The 19,353-nt window shown below is 71.3% G+C and carries 17 protein-coding genes; 9 read left to right on the top strand and 8 right to left on the bottom strand.

The genetic code is table 11. The features are described from left to right. The first annotated feature begins 3 nt into the window (after nucleotides 1-3). Nucleotides 4-636 carry a response regulator transcription factor gene (locus OHA03_RS21460; RefSeq protein WP_267008115.1) on the top strand — a complete coding sequence of 211 codons (633 nt, stop codon included), beginning with the start codon at nucleotides 4-6 and terminating at the stop codon, nucleotides 634-636. A 39-nt stretch (nucleotides 637-675) separates the two neighbouring features. On the opposite strand, the gene OHA03_RS21455 is transcribed toward OHA03_RS21460, so the two are convergent. The 3 genes from OHA03_RS21455 to OHA03_RS21445 form a co-directional block, all read right to left on the bottom strand. Further along, nucleotides 676-2,202 carry an MFS transporter gene (locus OHA03_RS21455; protein ID WP_267005419.1) on the bottom strand — a complete coding sequence of 509 codons (1,527 nt, stop codon included), beginning with the start codon at nucleotides 2,200-2,202 and terminating at the stop codon, nucleotides 676-678. Nucleotides 2,203-2,257: 55 nt separating this feature from the next. Beyond that, entirely contained in the window at nucleotides 2,258-3,454 is a 1,197-nt protein-coding gene (locus OHA03_RS21450; RefSeq protein WP_267005418.1) for a lipid-transfer protein, read from the bottom strand. A gap of 235 nt (nucleotides 3,455-3,689) precedes the next feature. Continuing rightward, nucleotides 3,690-5,867, bottom strand: coding sequence for an acyl-CoA dehydrogenase (locus OHA03_RS21445; RefSeq protein WP_267005417.1), 2,178 nt, complete (start codon nucleotides 5,865-5,867; stop codon nucleotides 3,690-3,692). Nucleotides 5,868-6,116: 249 nt separating this feature from the next. Between OHA03_RS21445 and OHA03_RS21440 the strand changes: the two genes are divergently transcribed. From OHA03_RS21440 to OHA03_RS21420, 5 genes are all read left to right on the top strand, one after another. After that, the gene (locus OHA03_RS21440) at nucleotides 6,117-7,916 is read left to right on the top strand and encodes an MFS transporter (protein ID WP_267005416.1); all 1,800 of its coding nucleotides are present in this window, start codon (nucleotides 6,117-6,119) and stop codon (nucleotides 7,914-7,916) included. 274 nt (nucleotides 7,917-8,190) lie between these two features. After that, nucleotides 8,191-8,835 carry a class I SAM-dependent methyltransferase gene (locus OHA03_RS21435; protein ID WP_267005415.1) on the top strand — a complete coding sequence of 215 codons (645 nt, stop codon included), beginning with the start codon at nucleotides 8,191-8,193 and terminating at the stop codon, nucleotides 8,833-8,835. Between the two features lie 22 nt (nucleotides 8,836-8,857). Next, nucleotides 8,858-9,799: an N-acetylmuramoyl-L-alanine amidase gene (locus tag OHA03_RS21430; RefSeq protein ID WP_267005414.1), complete on the top strand. Its 942-nt coding sequence runs from the start codon at nucleotides 8,858-8,860 to the stop codon at nucleotides 9,797-9,799. Nucleotides 9,800-9,997: 198 nt separating this feature from the next. Then, nucleotides 9,998-10,828, top strand: coding sequence for a DUF5336 domain-containing protein (locus OHA03_RS21425; protein WP_267005413.1), 831 nt, complete (start codon nucleotides 9,998-10,000; stop codon nucleotides 10,826-10,828). 113 nt (nucleotides 10,829-10,941) lie between these two features. Then, complete coding sequence (locus OHA03_RS21420) at nucleotides 10,942-11,955, top strand: LLM class F420-dependent oxidoreductase (protein WP_267005412.1); 1,014 nt, start codon at nucleotides 10,942-10,944, stop codon at nucleotides 11,953-11,955. A gap of 9 nt (nucleotides 11,956-11,964) precedes the next feature. Here OHA03_RS21420 and OHA03_RS21415 read toward each other — a convergent pair whose 3' ends face one another. Both OHA03_RS21415 and OHA03_RS21410 read right to left on the bottom strand, forming a co-directional pair. Then, nucleotides 11,965-12,741, bottom strand: coding sequence for a maleylpyruvate isomerase family mycothiol-dependent enzyme (locus tag OHA03_RS21415; protein WP_267005411.1), 777 nt, complete (start codon nucleotides 12,739-12,741; stop codon nucleotides 11,965-11,967). Nucleotides 12,742-12,781: 40 nt separating this feature from the next. Then, nucleotides 12,782-13,333, bottom strand: a complete 552-nt coding sequence (locus tag OHA03_RS21410; protein ID WP_267005410.1) for a hypothetical protein — start codon at nucleotides 13,331-13,333, stop codon at nucleotides 12,782-12,784. Nucleotides 13,334-13,486: 153 nt separating this feature from the next. On the opposite strand from OHA03_RS21410, the gene OHA03_RS21405 reads away from it, so the two are divergent. Next, nucleotides 13,487-13,780: a hypothetical protein gene (locus tag OHA03_RS21405; RefSeq protein WP_030970483.1), complete on the top strand. Its 294-nt coding sequence runs from the start codon at nucleotides 13,487-13,489 to the stop codon at nucleotides 13,778-13,780. Between the two features lie 24 nt (nucleotides 13,781-13,804). Here the strand turns inward: OHA03_RS21405 and OHA03_RS21400 are convergent, their stop codons facing one another. From OHA03_RS21400 to OHA03_RS21390, 3 genes are all read right to left on the bottom strand, one after another. Then, nucleotides 13,805-14,881 (bottom strand): prenyltransferase, encoded by a 1,077-nt coding sequence (locus tag OHA03_RS21400; protein WP_267005409.1) that lies wholly within the window; start codon nucleotides 14,879-14,881, stop codon nucleotides 13,805-13,807. Then, entirely contained in the window at nucleotides 14,878-15,642 is a 765-nt protein-coding gene (locus OHA03_RS21395; protein ID WP_267005408.1) for a class I SAM-dependent methyltransferase, read from the bottom strand. Before OHA03_RS21395 ends, OHA03_RS21400 begins: the two co-directional genes overlap by 4 nt. 63 nt (nucleotides 15,643-15,705) lie before the next feature. After that, complete coding sequence (locus OHA03_RS21390) at nucleotides 15,706-17,040, bottom strand: glycosyltransferase family 4 protein (protein WP_267005407.1); 1,335 nt, start codon at nucleotides 17,038-17,040, stop codon at nucleotides 15,706-15,708. Nucleotides 17,041-17,268: 228 nt separating this feature from the next. On the opposite strand from OHA03_RS21390, the gene OHA03_RS21385 reads away from it, so the two are divergent. Continuing rightward, nucleotides 17,269-17,880, top strand: coding sequence for a TetR family transcriptional regulator (locus OHA03_RS21385; protein ID WP_267005406.1), 612 nt, complete (start codon nucleotides 17,269-17,271; stop codon nucleotides 17,878-17,880). Between the two features lie 223 nt (nucleotides 17,881-18,103). Then, nucleotides 18,104-19,351, top strand: a complete 1,248-nt coding sequence (locus OHA03_RS21380) for a substrate-binding domain-containing protein (protein ID WP_267005405.1) — start codon at nucleotides 18,104-18,106, stop codon at nucleotides 19,349-19,351. Nucleotides 19,352-19,353: the final 2 nt, after the last annotated feature.

Genomic DNA, 19,353 nt, shown 5'->3' with positions numbered 1-19,353 from the left:
GAGATGCCCCAGAATCACCGGCCGACCAAGGCCGTACGTGTGCTGCTCGCCGAGGATCAGGGCATGATGCGCGGCGCGCTCGCCCTGCTGCTGGGTCTGGAACCGGACATCGAGGTGGTCGCCCAGGTGGCCGCCGGGGACAAGATCGTGGACGCCGCGCTGATGTCCCGTCCCGATGTGGCGCTCCTCGACATCGAACTCCCGGGCCGCAGCGGACTGGACGCCGCCGCCGATCTGCGCGAGGAGGTGCCGGACTGCCGGGTGCTGATCCTCACCACCTTCGGCCGGCCCGGCTATCTGCGCCGCGCGATGGAGGCCGGGGCCGCAGGCTTTCTGGTCAAGGACGGCCCGGTGGAGGAGCTCGCCGCGGCGATCCGCCGGGTGCTGACCGGTGAGACCGTCATCGACCCCGCCCTCGCCGCTGCGGCCCTGAGCGCGGGGCCCAGCCCGCTCACCGCGCGTGAACGGGACGCGCTGAACGCGTCGGTGGACGGGGCGACGGTCGCGGACATCGCGGCCAAGCTGCATCTGTCGGAGTCGACGGTGCGCAACTATCTGTCGTCCGCGATCGGGAAGACGGGGACCCGTAATCGCATGGAGGCGGTGCGGGCGGCGCGGCAGCAGGGGTGGTTGTAGGCGGTCGGCTCCGGGAAGCGGCCGGCGGCCGCCTCGTCCTCAGTCGCCGGACGACCTCGACATGCCCGACGCGCTTGACGTCCCGGACGGGCTCGACGCACGGGACGGGCTCGATGTGCCCGACGGGCTCGGCGTACCGGAGCGCGGCGAGCGGTGACGCGGCAGCCACAGTGTCATCAGCAGCAGCCCGCCGAGCAGCACCGAGCCCGCCGTGCGGAACGCCAGCGCGAAACCGGCGGTGAGGTCCTCCGCCCCGGTTCCGCCCCCGGTGCGCGCCGCCGCGACGGTGGAGAGCACGGCGAGACCCAGCGCACCGCCCATCGTCCGCGAGGTGTTGACCAGCCCGGAGACCAGCCCGGCATCCCCGGGCGCCGCGCCCGAGGTGGCGAGGGAGGCGAGCGGGGTCGACGCGAATCCCGCACCGGCCATCATCAGGATGCCCGGTCCGCAGATCGACGTGACGTACGAGCCGTCGGCGCCCATCGTGGACTGCCATCCGAAGCCCGCGGCGGTGACCGCCAGACCGATCAGGACAAGATTCTTCGCACCGACCCGTGCCATCATCCGCGGCGCGAACGTCGAGCCGAGGACGACCGCCAACGAGGTGGGCAGCAGCGCGAATCCGGCCTGCATCGGCGTATAGCCCAGCACCGACTGTGCGTACACGGTCATGAAGTACCACATCGAGAAGGTGGCGGACCCCATCACGATCATCGCCGCGTTCGCCGCCGCCACCGCCCGCGTGCCCAGCACCCGCAGCGGCATCAGCGGCGCCGTCGTCCGGGCCTCCACCAGGACGAAGAGCGCGAGCAGCGCGAGTCCGCCGAGCAGCGGCACCAGGGTGGCCGGTGCGGCCCAGCCCTCCTGCTCGGTCTGCACGATGCCGTAGGCGACGGCGGCCAGGCCCGCCGTGACGAGCACCGCGCCCAGCAGGTCGATACGGTGCCGCTCGCGCGCCCGGCTCTCGGCGAGCCAGGCGGCGCCGCCGATCAGGACGAGCACGCCGAACGGCACGTTGATCAGCAGGACCCAGCGCCAGTTGAGGACGTCGGTGAGCACCCCGCCGACCATCCCGCCCGCCGCGCCGCCGCCCGCCCCGACGGCCATCCAGGTGCCGATCGCCCTGGTCCTGGCATGGCCTTCGGGGACGGCGGCGGTGAGGATGGTGAGGGTCGCGGGGGACAGTACGGCGGCGCCGAGCCCCTGCGCCGCGCGGGCGGCCAGCAGCTGCCAGCCCTCCTGCGCAAATCCGCCGGCCAGCGAGGCGGCGGTGAACAGACCGAGTCCGACCAAGAACATCCGCTTGCGGCCGTACAGGTCTGCGGCCCGCCCGCCGAGCAGCATGAAGCCGGCGAACGCGATCGCGTAGGCGTTGAGCACCCATTGCAGCTGCGCGGCGCTCAGCCCCAGGTCGGACCGCATGGACGGCAGCGCCACATTGACGACCGACACATCGAGGACGACGAGGAACTGGCCGACGCAGGCGGCGAGCACCACCGCCCAGGTGCGGGGTGTTCGCCGGTTCTGCACATGCGCGGGGGTCGTGACGTCTGCCATGGGCGTCATACTCGCAGGCACTCTGCGCCCCGTACATCGGTATATGGTCCGGCCCCGCCTCCGACTAGCGACGGAGCAGCGTGACCACCGCCGCGCCGCCGAGCCCGATGTTGTGGGCGAGTCCGATCCGGGCATCGGGCACCTGCCGGGGGCCCGCTTCGCCGCGCAGCTGCCAGGTGAGTTCGGCAGCCTGGGCGATACCGGTGGCGCCGAGCGGGTGGCCCTTGGAGATCAGCCCGCCGGACGGGTTGACGACCCAGCGGCCGCCGTAGGTGGTGGCCCCGGACTCGACGAGCTTGCCGGACTCGCCCTCGCCGCACAGGCCGAGCGCCTCGTAGGTCAGGAGTTCGTTGATGGAGAAGCAGTCGTGCAGCTCGATGACGTCGAGGTCCGCGGCCGAGAGCCCCGAGGTGTCGTACACCTGCTGGGCGGCGGCCCGGGACATGGGCCGGCCGACGGCGTCGATGCAGGTGCCGGAGGCGAACGACTCACCGGTGTCGGTCGTCATGGCCTGGGCGACGATCTCGACCGCCCGGTCGCCCAGCCCGTGGCTCTCGACGAACCGTTCCGATACGACGACGGCGGCGGCCGCCCCGTCGGAGGTGGGCGAGCACTGGAGCTTGGTCAGCGGGCGGTGGATGGTCCGGGCGGCGAGGATCTCGTCGACCGTGTACGCGTCCTGGAACTGGGCGTACGGATTGTTCACCGAGTGCCGGTGGTTCTTGGCGCCGACCTCCGCGAGCTGCGCCTCGGTCGTCCCGTACCGCTCCATGTGTTCGCGGGCCGCGTTGCCGAAGATCTGGGCGGTGGGCGGGGACATCTCGAAGCCGTGGGCGGCGGCCATGATCCCGTAGTGCCGGGCAACGGGCGACGTCCGGAAGTCGGCGGCGCCGCCGTCGGATCCGCCGCCGCCCAGCGCCCCGCGCGCCATCTTCTCGAAGCCGAGCGCGAGCACGCAGTCGCTGATGCCGCCCTCGACGAACTGGCGGGCCATCATCAGCGCGGTGGAGCCGGTCGCGCAGTTGTTGTTGACGTTGTAGACGGGTACGCCGGTCAGTCCGAGTTCGTACGCGGCGCGCTGGCCGGCCGTGGAGGCCTGGAAGCAGTAGCCGACGGGGACCTGCTGCACCTGCTCGTAGCGGACCCCGGCGTCGGCGAGCGCCGCGCTCCCGGCCTCCTTCGCCATGTCCCAGTACTGCCAGTCGCGCGTCTCGGGCTTCTCGAACTTCGTCATTCCGACACCGACGATGTACGCCTTCATGGTCTTCCTCCCGGGCCGCTGCCACGCTCCGACTCATCTGACGATGCGTCAGATAATGGCAGCGGCGACCGGTCAGTGGAAGGCTGCGTGACCGGTGAGCGATGGACTCCAGGTGTTCAGGTGCCGGATCACCGGGTACTCCGGCGAGGGCTCACTCGGCTCAGCAGACCGACAGCAGATGGCAACCCCTCAGACAATGCCGGCCCGGCGCCGGCGGACCGGACCGGGCCGGGTGTCACGGGTCCCGGGGCAGGCCGAGGATGCGTTCGGCGACGACATTGAGCTGGACCTGGGTGGTGCCGCCCGCGATGGTCAGACAGCGGGACATCAGAAAGCTGTGCAGGGCCCGCGCCCCGGTGCCCTCGTCGGTCGCACCGGCCGGTCCCAGCAGTTCCAGGGCGAGCTCGGCGACCTTCTGCTGGTGCGTGGTCTGGACGAGTTTGCGGATGGATGCCCCCGCGCCCGGCTCCAGGCCGGAGACCTGTTGCATGGTGGTCCGCAGCCCGATACAGGCGAGCCCGTGCGCCTCGGCGGCGAGCGCACCGATCCGTGCCCGGTACGTGCCGTCGAGTTCGCCGGAGCAGGCGATCATCGCTTCCAGGCCGGTGTCGAAGGTCATCTGGTCGGCCATGTGGACGCGTTCGTTGCCGAGAGTGTTGCGGGCGACCCGCCAGCCTGCGTCGATGTCGCCGACGACGGCGTCGGCGGGCAGCAGGACGTCGTCGAAGTACACCTCGTTGAAGAGGGATTCGCCGGTGATCTCCTTCAGCGGGCGGATGTCGATGCCTGCGGTGTTCTTCATGTCGACGAGGAAGTAGCCGATCCCCTGGTGCTTGGGGGCGTCCGGGTCGGTCCTGGCGAGCAGGATGCCGTGGTCGGCCCATTGGGCGGCGCTCGTCCACACCTTCTGGCCGTTGATCCGCCAGCCGTCGGCGGTCCGCTCGGCCTTCGTGCGGAGCGAGGCGAGGTCGGAGCCGGCGCCGGGCTCGGAGAACAGCTGGCACCACAGGAGTTCGCCGCGCAAGGTGGGCAGGAGATAGCGGTCCTGCTGCTCCGGTGTCCCGTGTGCGAGGAGCGACGGCACCACCCAGGTGGCGATTCCGAGGCCGCTCACCTTCACGCCCTGTTCCTCCAGCTCCTGTTGCACGGCCAGCTGTTGCACCGGTCCGGCGTCCAGGCCGTACGGGGCGGGCAGGTGCGGGGCGGCGTAGCCGGTCGGGGCGAGGGCGCGGCGGGCCGCCTCCGGGTCGAGGCCCCGGGCGGCGGCGATGGTCTCGCGCGCCTCGGCGCGGTGGCGGGCGGCCTCGGCGGGGAGTTCCAGGGAGAGCTCGCGGCGCGCCCCGCCTTCGGCCAGCCGGGCGGCCCGCAGCCGGTGGGCGTCCCCGGCCCCGAGCAGCTGGCGCGTCACCAGGGCCCGGCGCAGATGGAGGTGGGCGTCGTGCTCCCAGGTGAAGCCGATACCGCCGAGGATCTGGATGCAGTCCTTGGCACAGCTGTAGGCGGCGTCGAGCGCGGCGCCCGCGGCGAGGGCGGCGACCAGTGCGCGTGTCTCCGGGGCTTCGTCCGCCGCGCGGGCGGCGTCCCACACGAGCGCGCGGGCCTGCTCGACGCGTACGAGCATGTCGGCGCAGAGGTGTTTGATGCCCTGGAACTGCCCGATGGGGCGGCCGAACTGTTCACGGACCTTGGCGTACGCGACGGCGGTGTCCAGCGCCCAGGCAGCGGTGCCGCATGCCTCGGCGGCGAACAGGACGGCGGCGAGGTCGCGGACGGTCCCGGAGTCGATGCGCACGGCACGGGCCGCGGGGACGAGTACGCCGCCGGCGCGGACCTCGGCGGTGGGGCGGGTCGGGTCGGCGCCGCGGTGCGGGCGTACGGTCAGCCCTTCGGCGGCGGAGTCGACGGCGAACCAGCGGGTGCCGCCGGCCGATTCGGCGGGGAGGATGAGCAGGTCGGCGTCTGCGCCGCAGAGCACGGGCGGGGCGACGCCGTCGAGGAGATGGCCGCCCTCGCACTCCACGGCGGTGAGGGTGCCCGGGCCGAGGGCGACGGCGCCGATGCGGGTGCCGGCCGCAAGGACGGGTGCAAGGTCACTCAGACCTGCCTCGCCGAGCACCGCCGAGGCGAGTGCGGTCGCCAGGTAGGGGCCGGGGAGCGCGGCCCGCCCCGTCTCCTCCAGGACCACGGCGAGGTCGAGGAGAGCACCGCCCCCTCCCCCGTACTCCTCGGGCAGATGGAGGGCGAGCAGACCCTGTTCCGCGAGACCGTCCCAGTAGAAGGGGCGCACGCCTGGCGCAGAAGGGGCGCTCGCGTCGAGGAGCTTGCGGATCTCCTCCGGCGGCACGGCACGCGCCAGCCACCCCCGTACGGACTGCGCCAGCTCCCTCTGTTCTTGGGTGATTGCGATGCCCATGTGCGGATCCTCGCCGGTCGCGGCCACTGGAACGGCGCAAGAGTAGAACACGTTCCAATCCGATGGAAGGTCGGACGACCGTATGCTTCCCGCCGGGTACCGCGGCGCGTCCCATTCGCCCGGCGTTCACAGGAATACGGCGGACATCCGGAAGTGTTCAAGCTGCACGTACTTGGCGGTCACTGCTGCCCGCCGCCGGACCGCACTCCACCTCCACCCGCTTTCTTCCGCTGCCCGGAGGCCGCACGCATGCCACAAGCGACGCACGATCAGCACGCCGGGGAGCAGCCGCTCCCCGATCCGCGGACCCACCGTGCGGGTGGCGGTGTCGTCCCGGTTCTCGCCTTCGCGGGTATCACCGTCGCGGTCATGCAGACCCTGCTCGTCCCCGTCATCAAGGACCTGCCCGCCCTTCTCCACACCGATCCGTCCAATGCCACCTGGGTGCTGACCGCGACCCTGCTCGCGGGTGCCGTCGCGACACCGATCATGGGCCGGCTCGGCGACCTCTACGGCAAGCGGAAGATGCTGCTCACCAGCCTCGCCGTCATGGTGATCGGCTCGCTGATCTGCGCCTTCACCGATCAACTCGTGGTCATGATCGCGGGGCGCGCGCTCCAGGGCTTCGCCATGGGCGCCATCCCGCTGGGCATCGGCATCATGCGCGACGAGCTGCCGCGCGAGAAGCTCGGCTCGGCGATGGCGCTGATGAGCTCCTCGATCGGGGTGGGCGGCGGGCTCGCGCTGCCCGCCGCCGCGCTGGTCGCCCAGCACGCCGACTGGCACACGCTGTTCTTCGGCGCGGCCGGCCTCGGGGTGCTGTCGATGGCGCTGACCGTCCTCGCCGTACCGGAGACCTCGCTGCGCGCGCCCGGCCGGTTCGATCTGCCCGGTGCGCTCGGGCTCTCGCTCGGCCTGGTCTGCCTGCTGCTGCCGATCACCAAGGGCAGCGACTGGGGCTGGACCTCGGCCACCACACTCGGACTGATCGCCGCATCCCTGCTGATCCTGGTGCTGTGGGGGCTCTTCGAGCTGCGCAGCCCGGCGCCGCTGGTCGACCTGCGGACCTCGGCCCGGCGCGAGGTACTGCTCACCAACCTCACCTCGGTGATGGTCGGCGTCGCGTTCTACGCGGTCTCGCTCGTCCTGCCGCAGCTGCTCCAGCTGCCCGTGTCGACCGGGTACGGCCTCGGGCAGTCGATGGTCGTGGCGGGGCTGTGCGTGGCGCCGCTGGGTCTGACCATGATGTTCGTCGCCCCGCTGTACGCCCGGCTGTCGGCCCGCCGCGGCCCCAAGGTGTCACTGATGCTCGGCATGCTGGTCATCGCGATCGGTTACGGGGCAGGGCTCGGCCTGATGAGTGCCGCCTGGCAGACCGTGATGATCGCGGTGGTGCTCGGGGCCGGTATCGGGCTCGCGTACTCCTCGCTGCCCGCACTGATCATCGGGGCCGTCGATCCGTCGGAGACCGGCGCGGCCAACGGTCTGAACACCCTGATGCGGTCGATCGGTACGTCGGTGTCGAGCGCCGTGATCGGCATGGTGCTGGCCAACACCTCGGTGCGTATGGGTCCGGTACAGGTGCCTTCGATGGAGGGATTCCGGACCTCGTTCATGATCGCGACGGGTGCGGTGCTGATCGGTCTGGTTCTGGCCGCGTTCCTGCCGTCGCAGCGCGACGCGCTGCGGCCGGTGCTGCTGGCCGGCAACACGGACGCGGCGGCGTCCGACCGGGAGGCCTCGCGTCCGGTCGTCGGATCGGACGGCTTCCGGGGCAGGGTGCTGGATGCGGACGGTACGCCGGTGGCCCACGCCAACGTCACGCTGATCGACCGGATGGGGCGGCAGGCGGGGCTCACCGTGACGGACGAAGCCGGCCGGTACACCCTGGCCGCCCCGTCCACCGGCACCTTCGTCCTGGCCGGTTCCGCCACCGGATACGCGCCGCGCGCCTGCCCGGCGACGTACCCGGCGAACGGCCTGCCGGCCGAGGTCGACCTCGTACTGACGGTCAGCGCACCGGAGCGTCGAACCGCGGTGTCGTCGTGAGCGGTTGAGCGACGCGGAAGCAACCCGAGCGACTCAGCAGGGAGCGGTGGGCCCGGCGCACTCGCCGCAACGAAGTCGAGTACCGCTCCACCGAAGCACCGGCTGTGACGGCGGAGGAAGTCGCGGCCGATCTGCCGAAGGTTCAGGCGCTGATCGACGTCGCCGCGAAGGCCATCCCCGACATGCCTCGCTTCTGACCCCCGCCGACACCGCCGACCAGGCCGTACGGCACCATGGGGCGCCGTTCGATCCCCGTACCGCCAGGAGGAACCCCGTGGCCGCCGAGCCCAAGCCCGAGATTCTCGCCGCCTTTCAGGCCGCCAAGGGGTTCATGCCGGTGGTCGAGGGGCTCGCCCTCCACGCGGCCGCCACCGACGCCGCCGCGCTCGGTCTGCCACTGCTGGAGGTCGGGACGTACTGCGGGCGGTCCACGATCCTGCTCGCCGATGCCGCCCGGGCAGCCGGTGTGACGGCGCTCACCGTCGACCATCACCGTGGCAGCGAGGAGCAGCAGCCCGGCTGGGAGTACCACGACCCGACCGTCGTGGACCCGGAGGTCGGCCGGATGGACACACTGCCGACGTTCCGCCGCACCCTGCACGCGGCCGGGCTCGAAGACCATGTCGTGGCGCTCGTCGGCCGGTCCCCGCAGGTCGCGGCCGTCTGGGGCGGGAAGCTCGGCTTCGTCTTCATCGACGGCGGGCACACCGACGAGCATGCGAACGGCGACTACGAGGGCTGGGCGCCGCATCTCGCCGAGGGCGGGCTCCTCGTGATCCACGACGTGTTCCCCGATCCCGCGCACGGCGGCCAGGCCCCGTACCGGGTGTATCTGCGGGCGCTGGAGTCCGGGGCGTTCACCGAGGTGTCGGTCACGGACTCGCTGCGCGTCCTGCGCCGTACGGGAACGGGGATCTGAGCCGCCCCGATAGCATCGCCGGGTGCCGTACGACGACAGCGTTTCCCCCACCCCGCACCGTCGGCCCCTGTTCGTCGCCGCCGCGCTCGCCGCCGTGTGCCTGAGTGCCGCGGGCTGCGGCGCGGGCGGTGACAGCGGCGGGGCGCAGGCCCGGCCCCGGCAGGGCGACAGCGCCACCTCCGCCGCGCCGCCATCGCTCTCGCCGTCGAAGAGCGCTCCGGCGCCGGGGAAGGCGTCCGCATCGCCGCCGTCCGCGTCGCCCTCGAAGTCCACGGGCGGCCGGGCGTCGGGGCCGCTGTCCGGGAAGACCGTCGTCATCGATCCCGGACACAACCCGAACAATCATCTGCACACCCGCGAGATCAGCCGCCAGGTGGACATCGGCACCACGCACAAGGAGTGCGACACCACCGGTACGTCCACCAACTCCGGCTACGCGGAAGCCCAGTTCACGCTGGATGTGTCGCACCGGCTGCGTGCGCTGCTCCGGGCTCAGGGCGCGAAGGTGATCCTGACGTACGACAACGACCGCCCGTACGGCCCGTGCGTCGACGAGCGAGCCCGGATCGGCAACAACGCCGAGGCCGATGCGGTCGTCTCGGTGCACGCGGACGGTTCCGCGGTCGGCAACCGCGGGTTCCATGTGATCCTTCCCGCGCTCGTGCGCGGCGGAGCCGCCGACACCTCGAAGATCGTGGATCCGTCGCGCGATCTCGGCACCCGTATCGCGGGGCTCTTCGTCCGCGCCACCGGAAGTGCACCTTCCAATTACGTTGGCGGCAATACGGGGTTGGACACCCGTGGTGATCTGGGCGGGCTGAATTTGTCGACCGTGCCCAAGGTGTTCATCGAGTGCGGCAATATGCGTGATCCGAAGGACGCCGCTCTGCTCACCAGCGCGGGTTGGCGCCAGAAGGCCGCACAAGGCATTGCGGACGGCATCAGCTCCTACTTCAAGGGGTAAAGCAGAGGGAGTTGTGCGGTAGTTGTGCGGTGGTATTCCGGGGATGACCGCCCAACGTCCGGGCCGGGACGCAACCCGTCCGGGCAGACGATAGATTCATCCGTACGGTGGGGAGCCGCCTCCGAGCTTCGCGCCGTGCCCGCCGTACCGGCGGCAGCGACGACCGCCCCGACGAGACGACCGACTAAGGACCTTCACGTGAATATCCGCTCCCTCACTCGAGGCGATGGCGTGGTGATCGGCGCAGCGGTGGTGCTGTTCATCGCCTCTTTCCTCGACCTCTCCGGCTTCGATTGCCCTGCGGGCCTCAACTGCTCCAGCTACGAGACCCCGAATGCCTGGGACGCCCTCGGGGTCCTCATGAGCGTCTTCCTGGCCGGAATCATCGGTGCGGCGCTGGTGGTTGTGGGCCGAGCCATGCCGGGCCGCAAGGTGGTCGGCCTCGACCTCGGTCAATTCGGAGCCGCCTTCTGTGTCTTCGCGCTGTGGACGGCCTTCTGGACGACCATCGACGCCGGCGACGCGGGTACCGGCCTGATCCTCGGCCTGCTCGCGGCCATCGTGCTCGCCGGCGGTGCGGTCGCGACGCCGCTCGTCCCGGCGCTCAAGGCTCCCCTGGTGGGCGCACCGCGTCCGCAGGCCGTGCAGCCGCCGTACGGTGGCCAGCCGCAGCCGGGCCCGGGTTACGGCTACCCCGGCGCCCAGCAGCAGCCGTACGGCGCCCAGCCCGGCCAGCCGCAGCCGTACGGTGCGCAGCCGCAGCCCGGTCAGCCCGATCCCGCCATGGCGCACGCGCCGCAGGCCCCGCAGGGCGGCTCGGCGCCGGCCGGTGACTTCACGCCGTTCTGGTTCGCGGTGCCGGTGGCCCGTCCGCTGTACGGCGAGGACGGTTCGCCGAGCCCGATCGCCGAACTGGCTCCGGGCACCTGGTACCTCGCGGTGGAGCAGCGCGGCCCGGGCCTCATCGCCCAGACCCAGGACGGCCGTCGCGGTGTGCTTCAGGACACCACGGGCATCCAGCGCGGCTGACCACAACCCCTTCCTGCCGGCCCCTCGCCCCTTCCGGGCGGGGGGCCGCTGTCGTACCCTCCGTCCGTGCGGATTGATCTGACGCCTCGTCACCCATGGTCGGAGGGAACGTTATGCGGCTCGGACTCGCTCTCGGCTACTGGGGCCGCGGCCCGAACCCCGCCCATCTGGAGCTCGCCCGCGAGGCGGAGCGGCTGGGCTACGGCTCGGTGTGGACGGCGGAGGCCTGGGGCTCCGACGCCTTCACTCCACTGACCTGGATCGCCGCCCACACCTCCCGTATCCGGCTGGGCACCGGCATCGCGCAGATGGCGGCGCGCACCCCGACCGCGACCGCCATGCACGCGCTGACCCTCGACCATCTCTCCGGCGGCCGGATGATGCTCGGGCTCGGGCTCTCCGGGCCGCAGGTGGTGGAGGGCTGGTACGGGCGCCCGTTCCCGAAGAGTCCGCTGACCGCCACCCGCGAGTACGTCGAGGTCATCCGTCAAGTGCTCAGGCGTGAGGCCCCTGTTGAGCTGGCCGGGCGCTTCCACTCGCATCCGTACACCGGTCCGGGCGCGACTGGCCTCGGCAAACCACTGAAGCCGATCACCCACCCGCTGCGAGCCGAACTGCCCGTGCTGCTGGGCGCGGAGGGGCCGAAGAACATCGCACAGACGACGCGGATCGCGGACGGCTGGCTGCCGCTGTACTGGTCGCCGCTGCGCACCGATGTGTACGAGGCTTCGCTGGCCGGTCTCCCCGACGGCTTCATGATCGCGCCGATGGCCCGCGCGCACGTCTGTGACGATGTCGCGGAGGGGCTGCTGCCGGTGAAGGCGATGCTCGGCTTCTACATCGGGGGGATGGGGCATGCCGCCCGCAACTTCCATGCCGACCTGATGGCCCGGATGGGCTTCGAGGAGGAGGCGCGGCGGATCCAGCGGCTGTTCCTGGAGGGCCGCAAGGAGGAGGCGGTACTGGCCGTGCCGGACGCGTTCGCCGACGAGATCTCGCTCGTCGGACCGCGTGAACGGATCGCGGAACGGCTGGAGTTGTGGCGCAAGGGCCCGGTGACCGACCTGCTGGTCACGGCACCGGACCCCCACACGCTGCGCGTACTGGCAGATCTCAACAACGCCTGAGTGCCGGCATCATGCGAACCTCGCCCGCTCCAGCCAGAAGTCCAGCAGCTCCCGATCCCCCAGCACCTCGACGCGCCCGCTGTCCACGCCCTGGCGCCGGTTGAACACCAGCATCAGATCGGTCAGCGGCCCGCGCACCGCGACCGTCGCCTTCTCGTGCGCCCGCCGCCAGGTGAATCCGTCGTCGCCGAACTCGATCAGCCACTCCGCCCCGGGCGTGTCCGTGGCATGCAGATGAAGGGACCTTCCGGCCCCTCGGAGCTCCACGGCCTCTCTGTCCCCCTCGGACTGCGCGAAGGCGACGATCTCCAGCCATTCGTCGATCGTGTCGGCCGCCAGCTCGGGCACCACTTCGTAGTCGGCGTTCACCGTGACGGCCGCATCCGCACGGTGGACGACCGTCTCGTGGGCCATGCGCCGCGCCCAGAACCCGGCGCTCCGGTCCCATGCCCAGGCCCAGACCGGCTGCCCGGCACCGGCCTCGCGCAGGGCGGCGACGGTCTTCGCGGCCCCGTCGGCCAGCCACGCGTCGAGCGCCGCGGGGTCGTCACCGTCCGGAGTGAACTGCGGCACGCGCTCGTCCGGGACCGCCTCGGCCGCCCGGGTACGGACGATCTCGTTGACCCAGCGGTGGGCACCGCCGACGTGGACGGCGAGGTCGCGCAGCGTCCACTCGGGGCAGGTCGGAACCTTCGCGTCGAGGTCCGCGCCGTCGATCACGGCTCTCAGTCCGTCGGTCTGACGGAGGATCTCTTCGCAGTAGTGGTCGTGTGCCAGAAGCGTCATGACGGCACCCTATTGCTCGTGTGACGCCTCCCCCATGCGGTTATCCGCCGAGCTGGGAGGTGGACGGCACCTGGTCCTTCACCTCGGCGCCCGCACTCTTGCCGGCGTCCTTGATGTTGGTGATGACGTCTTCGAAGGCGCCGACGTCCCCCGCGCCCGCCTGGCCGTTGCGCAGCTTGGTGCCGAGTCCCTTGAGCGACTCGATGCCTGCCGTCAGCGGTGCGACCGCCTTCGACAGCAGCGGGTCGCCCTTGGCGTTCTCCGCTGCCGCCTTGAGCCGGTTGTAGGCGAAGCCGCCCGCGAGCCCGGCCTTGACCAGTGCGAACGTCCGTCCGTCCGCGCCCTTCTTGAACTTGCCCGCACGGTACGGCTTGACGATCCACTGGTACGTCGCGCCCGCGGCGAGCCCGGCGTTGGCGACGAACCGCGTCTTGGCGAGCTTCTGCCTCTCCGCCGACGCCGTACCGCTCGGTGACGCGGAGGCGCTCGCGCCGGTGCCGGAGTCGTTGCCGCACGCCGTGGCGCTCACCATTACGGTGCAGGACAACAGCAACGCCACGAACAGACGGCGGAGCGGTACGGAACTGGGCACAGCGAGCCTCCCTGACGGGGCACATCAACGGTGAGTTCTCCGGCGGGTACCGCAGTGCGGCACGCCCTGCCAGGCTCACCCGGGTCCGGGGGCCGCGCCACTCAAGAGGTGCCGACCGGGTTTCGGGCCGCGGAAAACGGCAACTCGATATCCATGTCTCCTGGAATAGGCACGAGAAGCAGCACCGCCGCACGTGTCATAGCCGTGGTGGCCGATGTCATGGCCTTCATCATCGGCTTGTGGATCCTGATGTACCTGCTGGACGCGAACCGGGGCAACGACCTCGTGGCCTTCGTCAAGAACGCCGCCCGCTGGCTGGCCGGCTGGTCGTACGACCTGTTCACGTTCGACGAGGCCTGGGCGCGGGTGGTCTCCGGATACGGCCTCGCCGCCATCGTCTATCTCTTCATCGGACATGCGGTGGCGGGCCGAATCCGCCGTCCGTAAGCTCCACGCTCGGCCGTTGGGCCCCTAGAGGGCGCAGCAGTCCGGCTCCAGGCCCGTCGGCAGCCGTTCGCCGCCGAAGACCGCGATGGTCGCCTCGTCGCCCCCCAGGGCGGCAACGGCGAGCAGCAGCGATCCGGCGGTCCAGGTCGTGAGCTCCTCCGGCCAGAACGCCCGGTTGCCCTCGAAGACGTACCCCGTCCAGTACATGCCGCCCTCGGCGCGCAGATGCTGGATGGACTGGAGGATCTCCAGCGCCCGGTCGGACTCCCCCATCACCCAGAGAGCCAGAGCGAGTTCACAGCTTTCGCCGCCCGTCACCCAGGGGTTGGGCAGCACGCAGCGCACCCCCAGGCCGGGGACGACGAAGCGGTCCCAGGCTTCCTCTATCCGCTCCTTGGCGGCCGCTCCGGTGAGCGCGCCACCGAGGACCGGGTAGTACCAGTCCATCGAGTAGCGGCTCTTGTCGAGGAAGCGTTCGGGGTGGCTGCGGATCGCGTGCGCGAGCGCGCCGGTCGCCAGCTCCCAGTCCGGCTGCGGCTCTTCCCGCTGCTCGGCGATGGCGAGTGCGCAGCGCAGCGCCTGGTGGATGGAGGAGCTGCCGGTCAGCAGGGCTTCGTCGACGGGGGTGCCGTCGGGTTCGCGCTTCCAGCCGATCTGGCCGCCGGGCTGCTGGAGCCGCAGCACGAATTCGACGGCCGCGTACACGGTCGGCCACATCCGGTCGATGAACCCGTCGTCGCCGGTGGCGAGGTAGTGGTGCCAGACGCCGACGGCCACGTACGCGCAGAAGTTGGACTCCTGGCTCCGGTCGGTCGGCCGGTCCGGGTCGCCGTCGTGGTAGGCGGCGTACCAGGAGCCGTCCTTGTTCTGGTGCCGGGCCAGCCAGTCGTACGCGCGTTCCGCGGCGGCGTGCTCGCCCGCGGCGTCGAGGGCCATGGCGGCCTCGGTGTGGTCCCACGGGTCGAGGTGGTGGCCTCGGAACCAGGGCAGCGCACCGTCCGCGCGCTGCACGGCGAGCAGCGCGGCGACGGTCTCCGTCGCCTGCTCAGCGGTGAGCACTCCGGGCAGCACGAGGTGTTCGGTCTGCTCGGGAGTGGTCACGCCTCAGCCTTCGAAAGGTCATTCGCGGCAGCGGCAGCGGCCTTGGGCAGGTGTGGCTTGGTGGCGTACGCGACGAAGCTCTTGCCGACGACCGGGTTGAGCAGTTGCTCGGCGACCCGGGTGACGGCGGGCTTCTTCATGATGTCCCAGACCAGCAGCTTGTGGTACGCGCGGACCGGCAGCGCCTTGTCATTGTCGACTCCGAATGCGCACTTGAGCCACCAGTACGGGGAGTGCAGCGCGTGCGCGTGGTGGGTGCCGTACGGCTTGAGGCCGGCACCGCGGATCTTGCCGAGGAGTTCGTCGGCCCGGTAGATGCGGATGTGGCCGCCCTCGACCTCGTGGTACGCGTCGGAGAGCGTCCAGCACACCTTCTCGGGGCCGTACCGCGGCACGGTGATCGCGATCCGGCCGCCCGGCTTGAGGACCCGGACCATCTCGGCGAGCACGCCCTTGTCGTCGGGGATGTGCTCCATCACCTCGGAGATGATGACGACGTCGAAGGACTCGTCGGGGAACGGTAGGTTGAGCGCGTCGCCCTCCATCGCGGTGGCGGTGGCGCCCGCGGGGGCCTCCCCGGCCTCCTTCATCGCCGCGAACCACTTCGCGACCTCGCGGATCTCCTCGCCGTTCCGGTCGAGTGCCACGACCTGGGCGCCGCGCCGGTAGCACTCGAAGGCGTGGCGTCCGGCGCCGCAGCCCAGGTCGAGCACTCGGTCGCCTGCGGCGAGCGGGAAGCGGGTGAAGTCCACGGTCAGCACAAGTGCCTGCTTTCGCGGTCGAGGGGGTTCAGGGGGCGGGGACAGCGGGGACGGACTACGGGATCACCTTCGGCCGCCGGGTTGCGTGGTGGCGGCGCGGGCGGCGATCGCCTGCCGGTAGAGCTCCGCGGTGCCGATGGCCGCCTGCTTCCAGGTGAACCGGGCCAGCACCCGGGCTCGGCCCGCGGTGCCGAGCCGGGCCCGCAGCTCCGGGTCGCCGAGCAGCCGGGCGAGCGCGGTGGTCAGGGCCCCGGCGTCGGCGGGCTGCACGGCCAGACAGGTCTCGCCGTCCGGACCCGCGACCTCGGGGATCGCCCCGCCGGTGGTCGCGACGAGCGGGGTGCCGGTGGCCATGGCCTCGGCGGCGGGCAGCGAGAACCCTTCGTACAGCGAGGGGACGCAGGCGACCTCGGCGCTGCGCACCAGGTCGACGAGTTCGGCGTCGCTGATGCCCTTGACGAACCGGACGGCGTCCTGGAGTCCGTACCGCTCTATGGCCTGCGCGACGGGTCCGTCCTCGGCCCGCTTGCCGACGACCACGAGGTGCGCCTGCGGGTTCTCGGTACGGAGTTTGGCGAGCGCCTCGACGAGGTGGACGAGGCCCTTCAGCGGGACGTCGGCGCTGGAGGTGGTGACGATCCGGCCGGGCACCTCGGCGACCGACGGGTCGGGCGACCACAGGTCGGTGTCGGCGCCGATGTGCACGACATGGATCCGGTCCTGCCGCACCCCGAGATGGTCGACGATCTCCTGCTTGGAGGAGCCGGAGACGGTGAGCACCGACGGCAGCCGGCGCGCGACCCGCTTCTGCATGCGGGTGAAGGCGTACCAGCGGCGCACGGAGGCGCGGCGGAGACGGCTGTCGGCGGCGTCCAGCTCCAGCTGCCGGTCGACGGTGATGGGGTGGTGGATGGTGGTGACGAGCGGGGCACCGAGGTCCGCCAACAGTCCGTACCCGAGGGTCTGGTTGTCGTGGATGACGTCGAACTCGCCGCGACGGGCGGCGAGATGGCGGCGCGCGCGGAGGCTGAAGGTGAGCGGTTCAGGGAAGCCGCCGGTCCACATGGTGGCGACCTCGGCGGCGTCGATCCAGTCCCGGTACTCGCCGCGCTTCGGGGTGCGGAACGGGTCGGGCTGGCGGTACAGGTCCAGGCTCGGCAGCTCGGTGAGCGGGACGCCCTCGTCGAGTACGGGATAGGGCTGGGCGCCGATCACTTCGACGCTGTGACCGAGGCGGGCGAGCTCGCGGCCGAGGTGGCGTACGTACACACCCTGGCCGCCGCAGAAGGGGTTGCCCTTGTAGGTGAGGAGTGCGATACGCAACGGTCGCCCGTCGGCGGTGGCGGCCGACGTGTCACTGCCCGTGCGGGGGCCCGTCTCTATGGCCTCAGCGGTCACACTCGGCCCCCTTCTCACTGCGTGTTCGCCGGAGCGTAACCGCTCACGCTAATCTAGAACAAGTTTCAGACTGGATCGTGCAATGAGCTACGAATCTACCGGCAGGTAGCGTCGGCGCAACGGCCGGATCAGGTGATTCGCGCCACGACCGGCACCCTGGCATGCTGTGCGCCGCCGGGAGCCCACGCGCCTCCTCCGGTTGCGGACAGAAGCCATGGATGGGGACACATGACAGCGGAAGCCAAGCCGGCATCGCCGCCCCTGACGGAACGGCAGGAGGCCCGTCGCCGCCGCATCCTGCACGCCAGCGCCCAGCTCGCCAGCAGGGGCGGGTTCGAGGCGGTGCAGATGCGCGAGGTGGCGGAGGCCGCCGGGGTCGCCCTGGGCACGCTGTACCGGTACTTCCCGTCCAAGATCCATCTGCTGGTCGCCACCATGCAGGACCAGCTCCAGCACATGCACGGGACGCTGCGCAAACGACCCCCGGCCGGGGACGACGCGGCGCAGCGGGTCGCCGACACCCTGATGCGGGCGTTCCGTGCGCTGCAGCGCGAACCGCATCTGGCGGACGCGATGGTGCGGGCGCTGACCTTCGCGGACCGCAGCGTGAGCCCCGAGGTGGACACCGTCTCGCGGCTCACGACGGCGATCATCCTGGACTCGATGGGGCTGGAGCACCCGACGCCCGAGCAGCTGTCCGCGGTCCGGGTCATCGAGCACACCTGGCACTCGGCGCTGATCACCTGGCTGTCGGGACGGGCGTCGATCGCCCAGGTGAAGATAGACATCGAGACGGTGTGCCGGCTGATCGACGTGACGACACCCCCGGAAGCGTCCTAGCGATCCGTACCGACGGGCCACGGCCCACGTCATGTCCCCGCAGATGAAGGGGTGTTGACGGGTTCCCACCTGCGGGCCCTGCCCCTTCACCCCCGGCCCCGGCCCATGTGCGGGCCGCACATGCACAATGCCTCAGGTGGGGCGTCCTGCACCATGTCGACGGCGCCACGGTGTTCATACGGTTCGGCGACATCACAGGAATCCCGCCGAGGAGCCGGTCACCATGCGTCGCAGAGCCACAGGCACCGTCCACCACCGCAGATCCCTCTCCGCCGTCGTCACCCTGGCCGCCGCAGGACTCCTGCTGGTCGGCTGCACCGCCGCCGGGAAGGCGGGTGAGGCGGACTCCGCGGCCGGCAAGGGCACGAAGGGCCAGACCGTCAAGGTGGGGCTGGTCTACTCCCGGACCGGGCTGCTCGCGGACTACGGGAAGCAGTACCGCGACGGGTTCATGGCAGGCCTGGACTACGCGACGAACGGCACCGGCAAGGTCGCCGGGCATCGTATCGAGGTCACCGAGCAGGACGACGCGGGCGACCCGGGCAAGGCTGTCTCCGCCGCGAAGAACCTGATCGGCAAGGGCTACAAGGTGCTCGCCGGGACCACGGACTCCGGGGTCGCCCTGCAGATGGCGCCGCTGGCCGCGCAGAACAAGGTCCTGTACGTCAGCGGGCCGGCCGCGACCGACGCCGTGACCGGGATCAACGACTACACGTTCCGCTCCGGCCGGCAGTCCTACCAGGACATCCTCACCGCCGGGACGATGCTCGGCGAGGCAGAGGGCAAGAAGGTCACCGTGCTGGCCCAGGACTCCACCTTCGGCCAGGCCAACGTCGCCGCGGTGAAGGCCGTCCTCGGCGGCAAGGGCGCGACGGTGGGCTCCGTGCTGGCCCCGCCGAGCGCCACGGACCTGACCCCGTTCGCCCGGCAGGTGAAGGCCGCCGGTCCGGATCTGGTCTTCGTGGCCTGGGCGGGTTCCACCGCCCCCGCGCTGTGGACCGCGCTGGACCAGCAGGGTGTGCTGGGCGCGTCCAAGGTCGTCACCGGGCTGGCCGGCACGGCCTCGTACCCGATCTTCGGCGCCGCCGGTTCCAAGGTCTCGTTCCTGGCGCACTACTTCCCCGGTGCGGGCGGCGGCAACGCCGTGGAGAAGTCGATGCTGGACGCGGTGACCAAGGCGGGCGGCACCCCTGACCTGTTCACCCCCGACGGCTTCACCGCCGCCCAGATGATCGTGCACGCGGTGGAGGAGGGCAGCGCCACCGATCCCGCCGCCATGGCGAAGGCCCTGGAGGGCTGGACCTTCGACGGGGTGAAGGGCAAGGAGCAGGTGCGGGCCGAGGACCACGCCCTGATTCAGCCGATGTTCGTGGCGAAGCTGACCGGGAAGGGCGCAACCGCCGAGCCGAAGCTGGTGACCACCGAGCCGATGGACAAGGTGGCGCCGCCCGCGAAGCCCTCGGCGGGCTGACC

The sequence above is a fragment of the Streptomyces sp. NBC_00154 genome, assembly GCF_026342835.1.
Lineage (GTDB): Bacteria > Actinomycetota > Actinomycetes > Streptomycetales > Streptomycetaceae > Streptomyces.
The sequence above is the reverse complement of the archived record's forward strand: the minus strand, read 5'-3'. Positions and strand labels throughout refer to the sequence as shown.

What these genes read in the sequence shown, in the direction of transcription:
- OHA03_RS21445 (WP_267005417.1), bottom strand. Translation starts at nt 5,867, where the DNA reads ATGGGCATCGCAATCACCCAAGAACAGAGGGAGCTGGCGCAGTCCGTA.
- OHA03_RS21415 (WP_267005411.1), bottom strand. Translation starts at nt 12,741, where the DNA reads ATGACGCTTCTGGCACACGACCACTACTGCGAAGAGATCCTCCGTCAG.
- OHA03_RS21440 (WP_267005416.1), top strand. Translation starts at nt 6,117, where the DNA reads ATGCCACAAGCGACGCACGATCAGCACGCCGGGGAGCAGCCGCTCCCC.
- OHA03_RS21450 (WP_267005418.1), bottom strand. Translation starts at nt 3,454, where the DNA reads ATGAAGGCGTACATCGTCGGTGTCGGAATGACGAAGTTCGAGAAGCCC.
- OHA03_RS21405 (WP_030970483.1), top strand. Translation starts at nt 13,487, where the DNA reads ATGTCTCCTGGAATAGGCACGAGAAGCAGCACCGCCGCACGTGTCATA.
- OHA03_RS21385 (WP_267005406.1), top strand. Translation starts at nt 17,269, where the DNA reads ATGACAGCGGAAGCCAAGCCGGCATCGCCGCCCCTGACGGAACGGCAG.
- OHA03_RS21460 (WP_267008115.1), top strand. Translation starts at nt 4, where the DNA reads ATGCCCCAGAATCACCGGCCGACCAAGGCCGTACGTGTGCTGCTCGCC.
- OHA03_RS21420 (WP_267005412.1), top strand. Translation starts at nt 10,942, where the DNA reads ATGCGGCTCGGACTCGCTCTCGGCTACTGGGGCCGCGGCCCGAACCCC.
- OHA03_RS21455 (WP_267005419.1), bottom strand. Translation starts at nt 2,202, where the DNA reads ATGACGCCCATGGCAGACGTCACGACCCCCGCGCATGTGCAGAACCGG.
- OHA03_RS21380 (WP_267005405.1), top strand. Translation starts at nt 18,104, where the DNA reads ATGCGTCGCAGAGCCACAGGCACCGTCCACCACCGCAGATCCCTCTCC.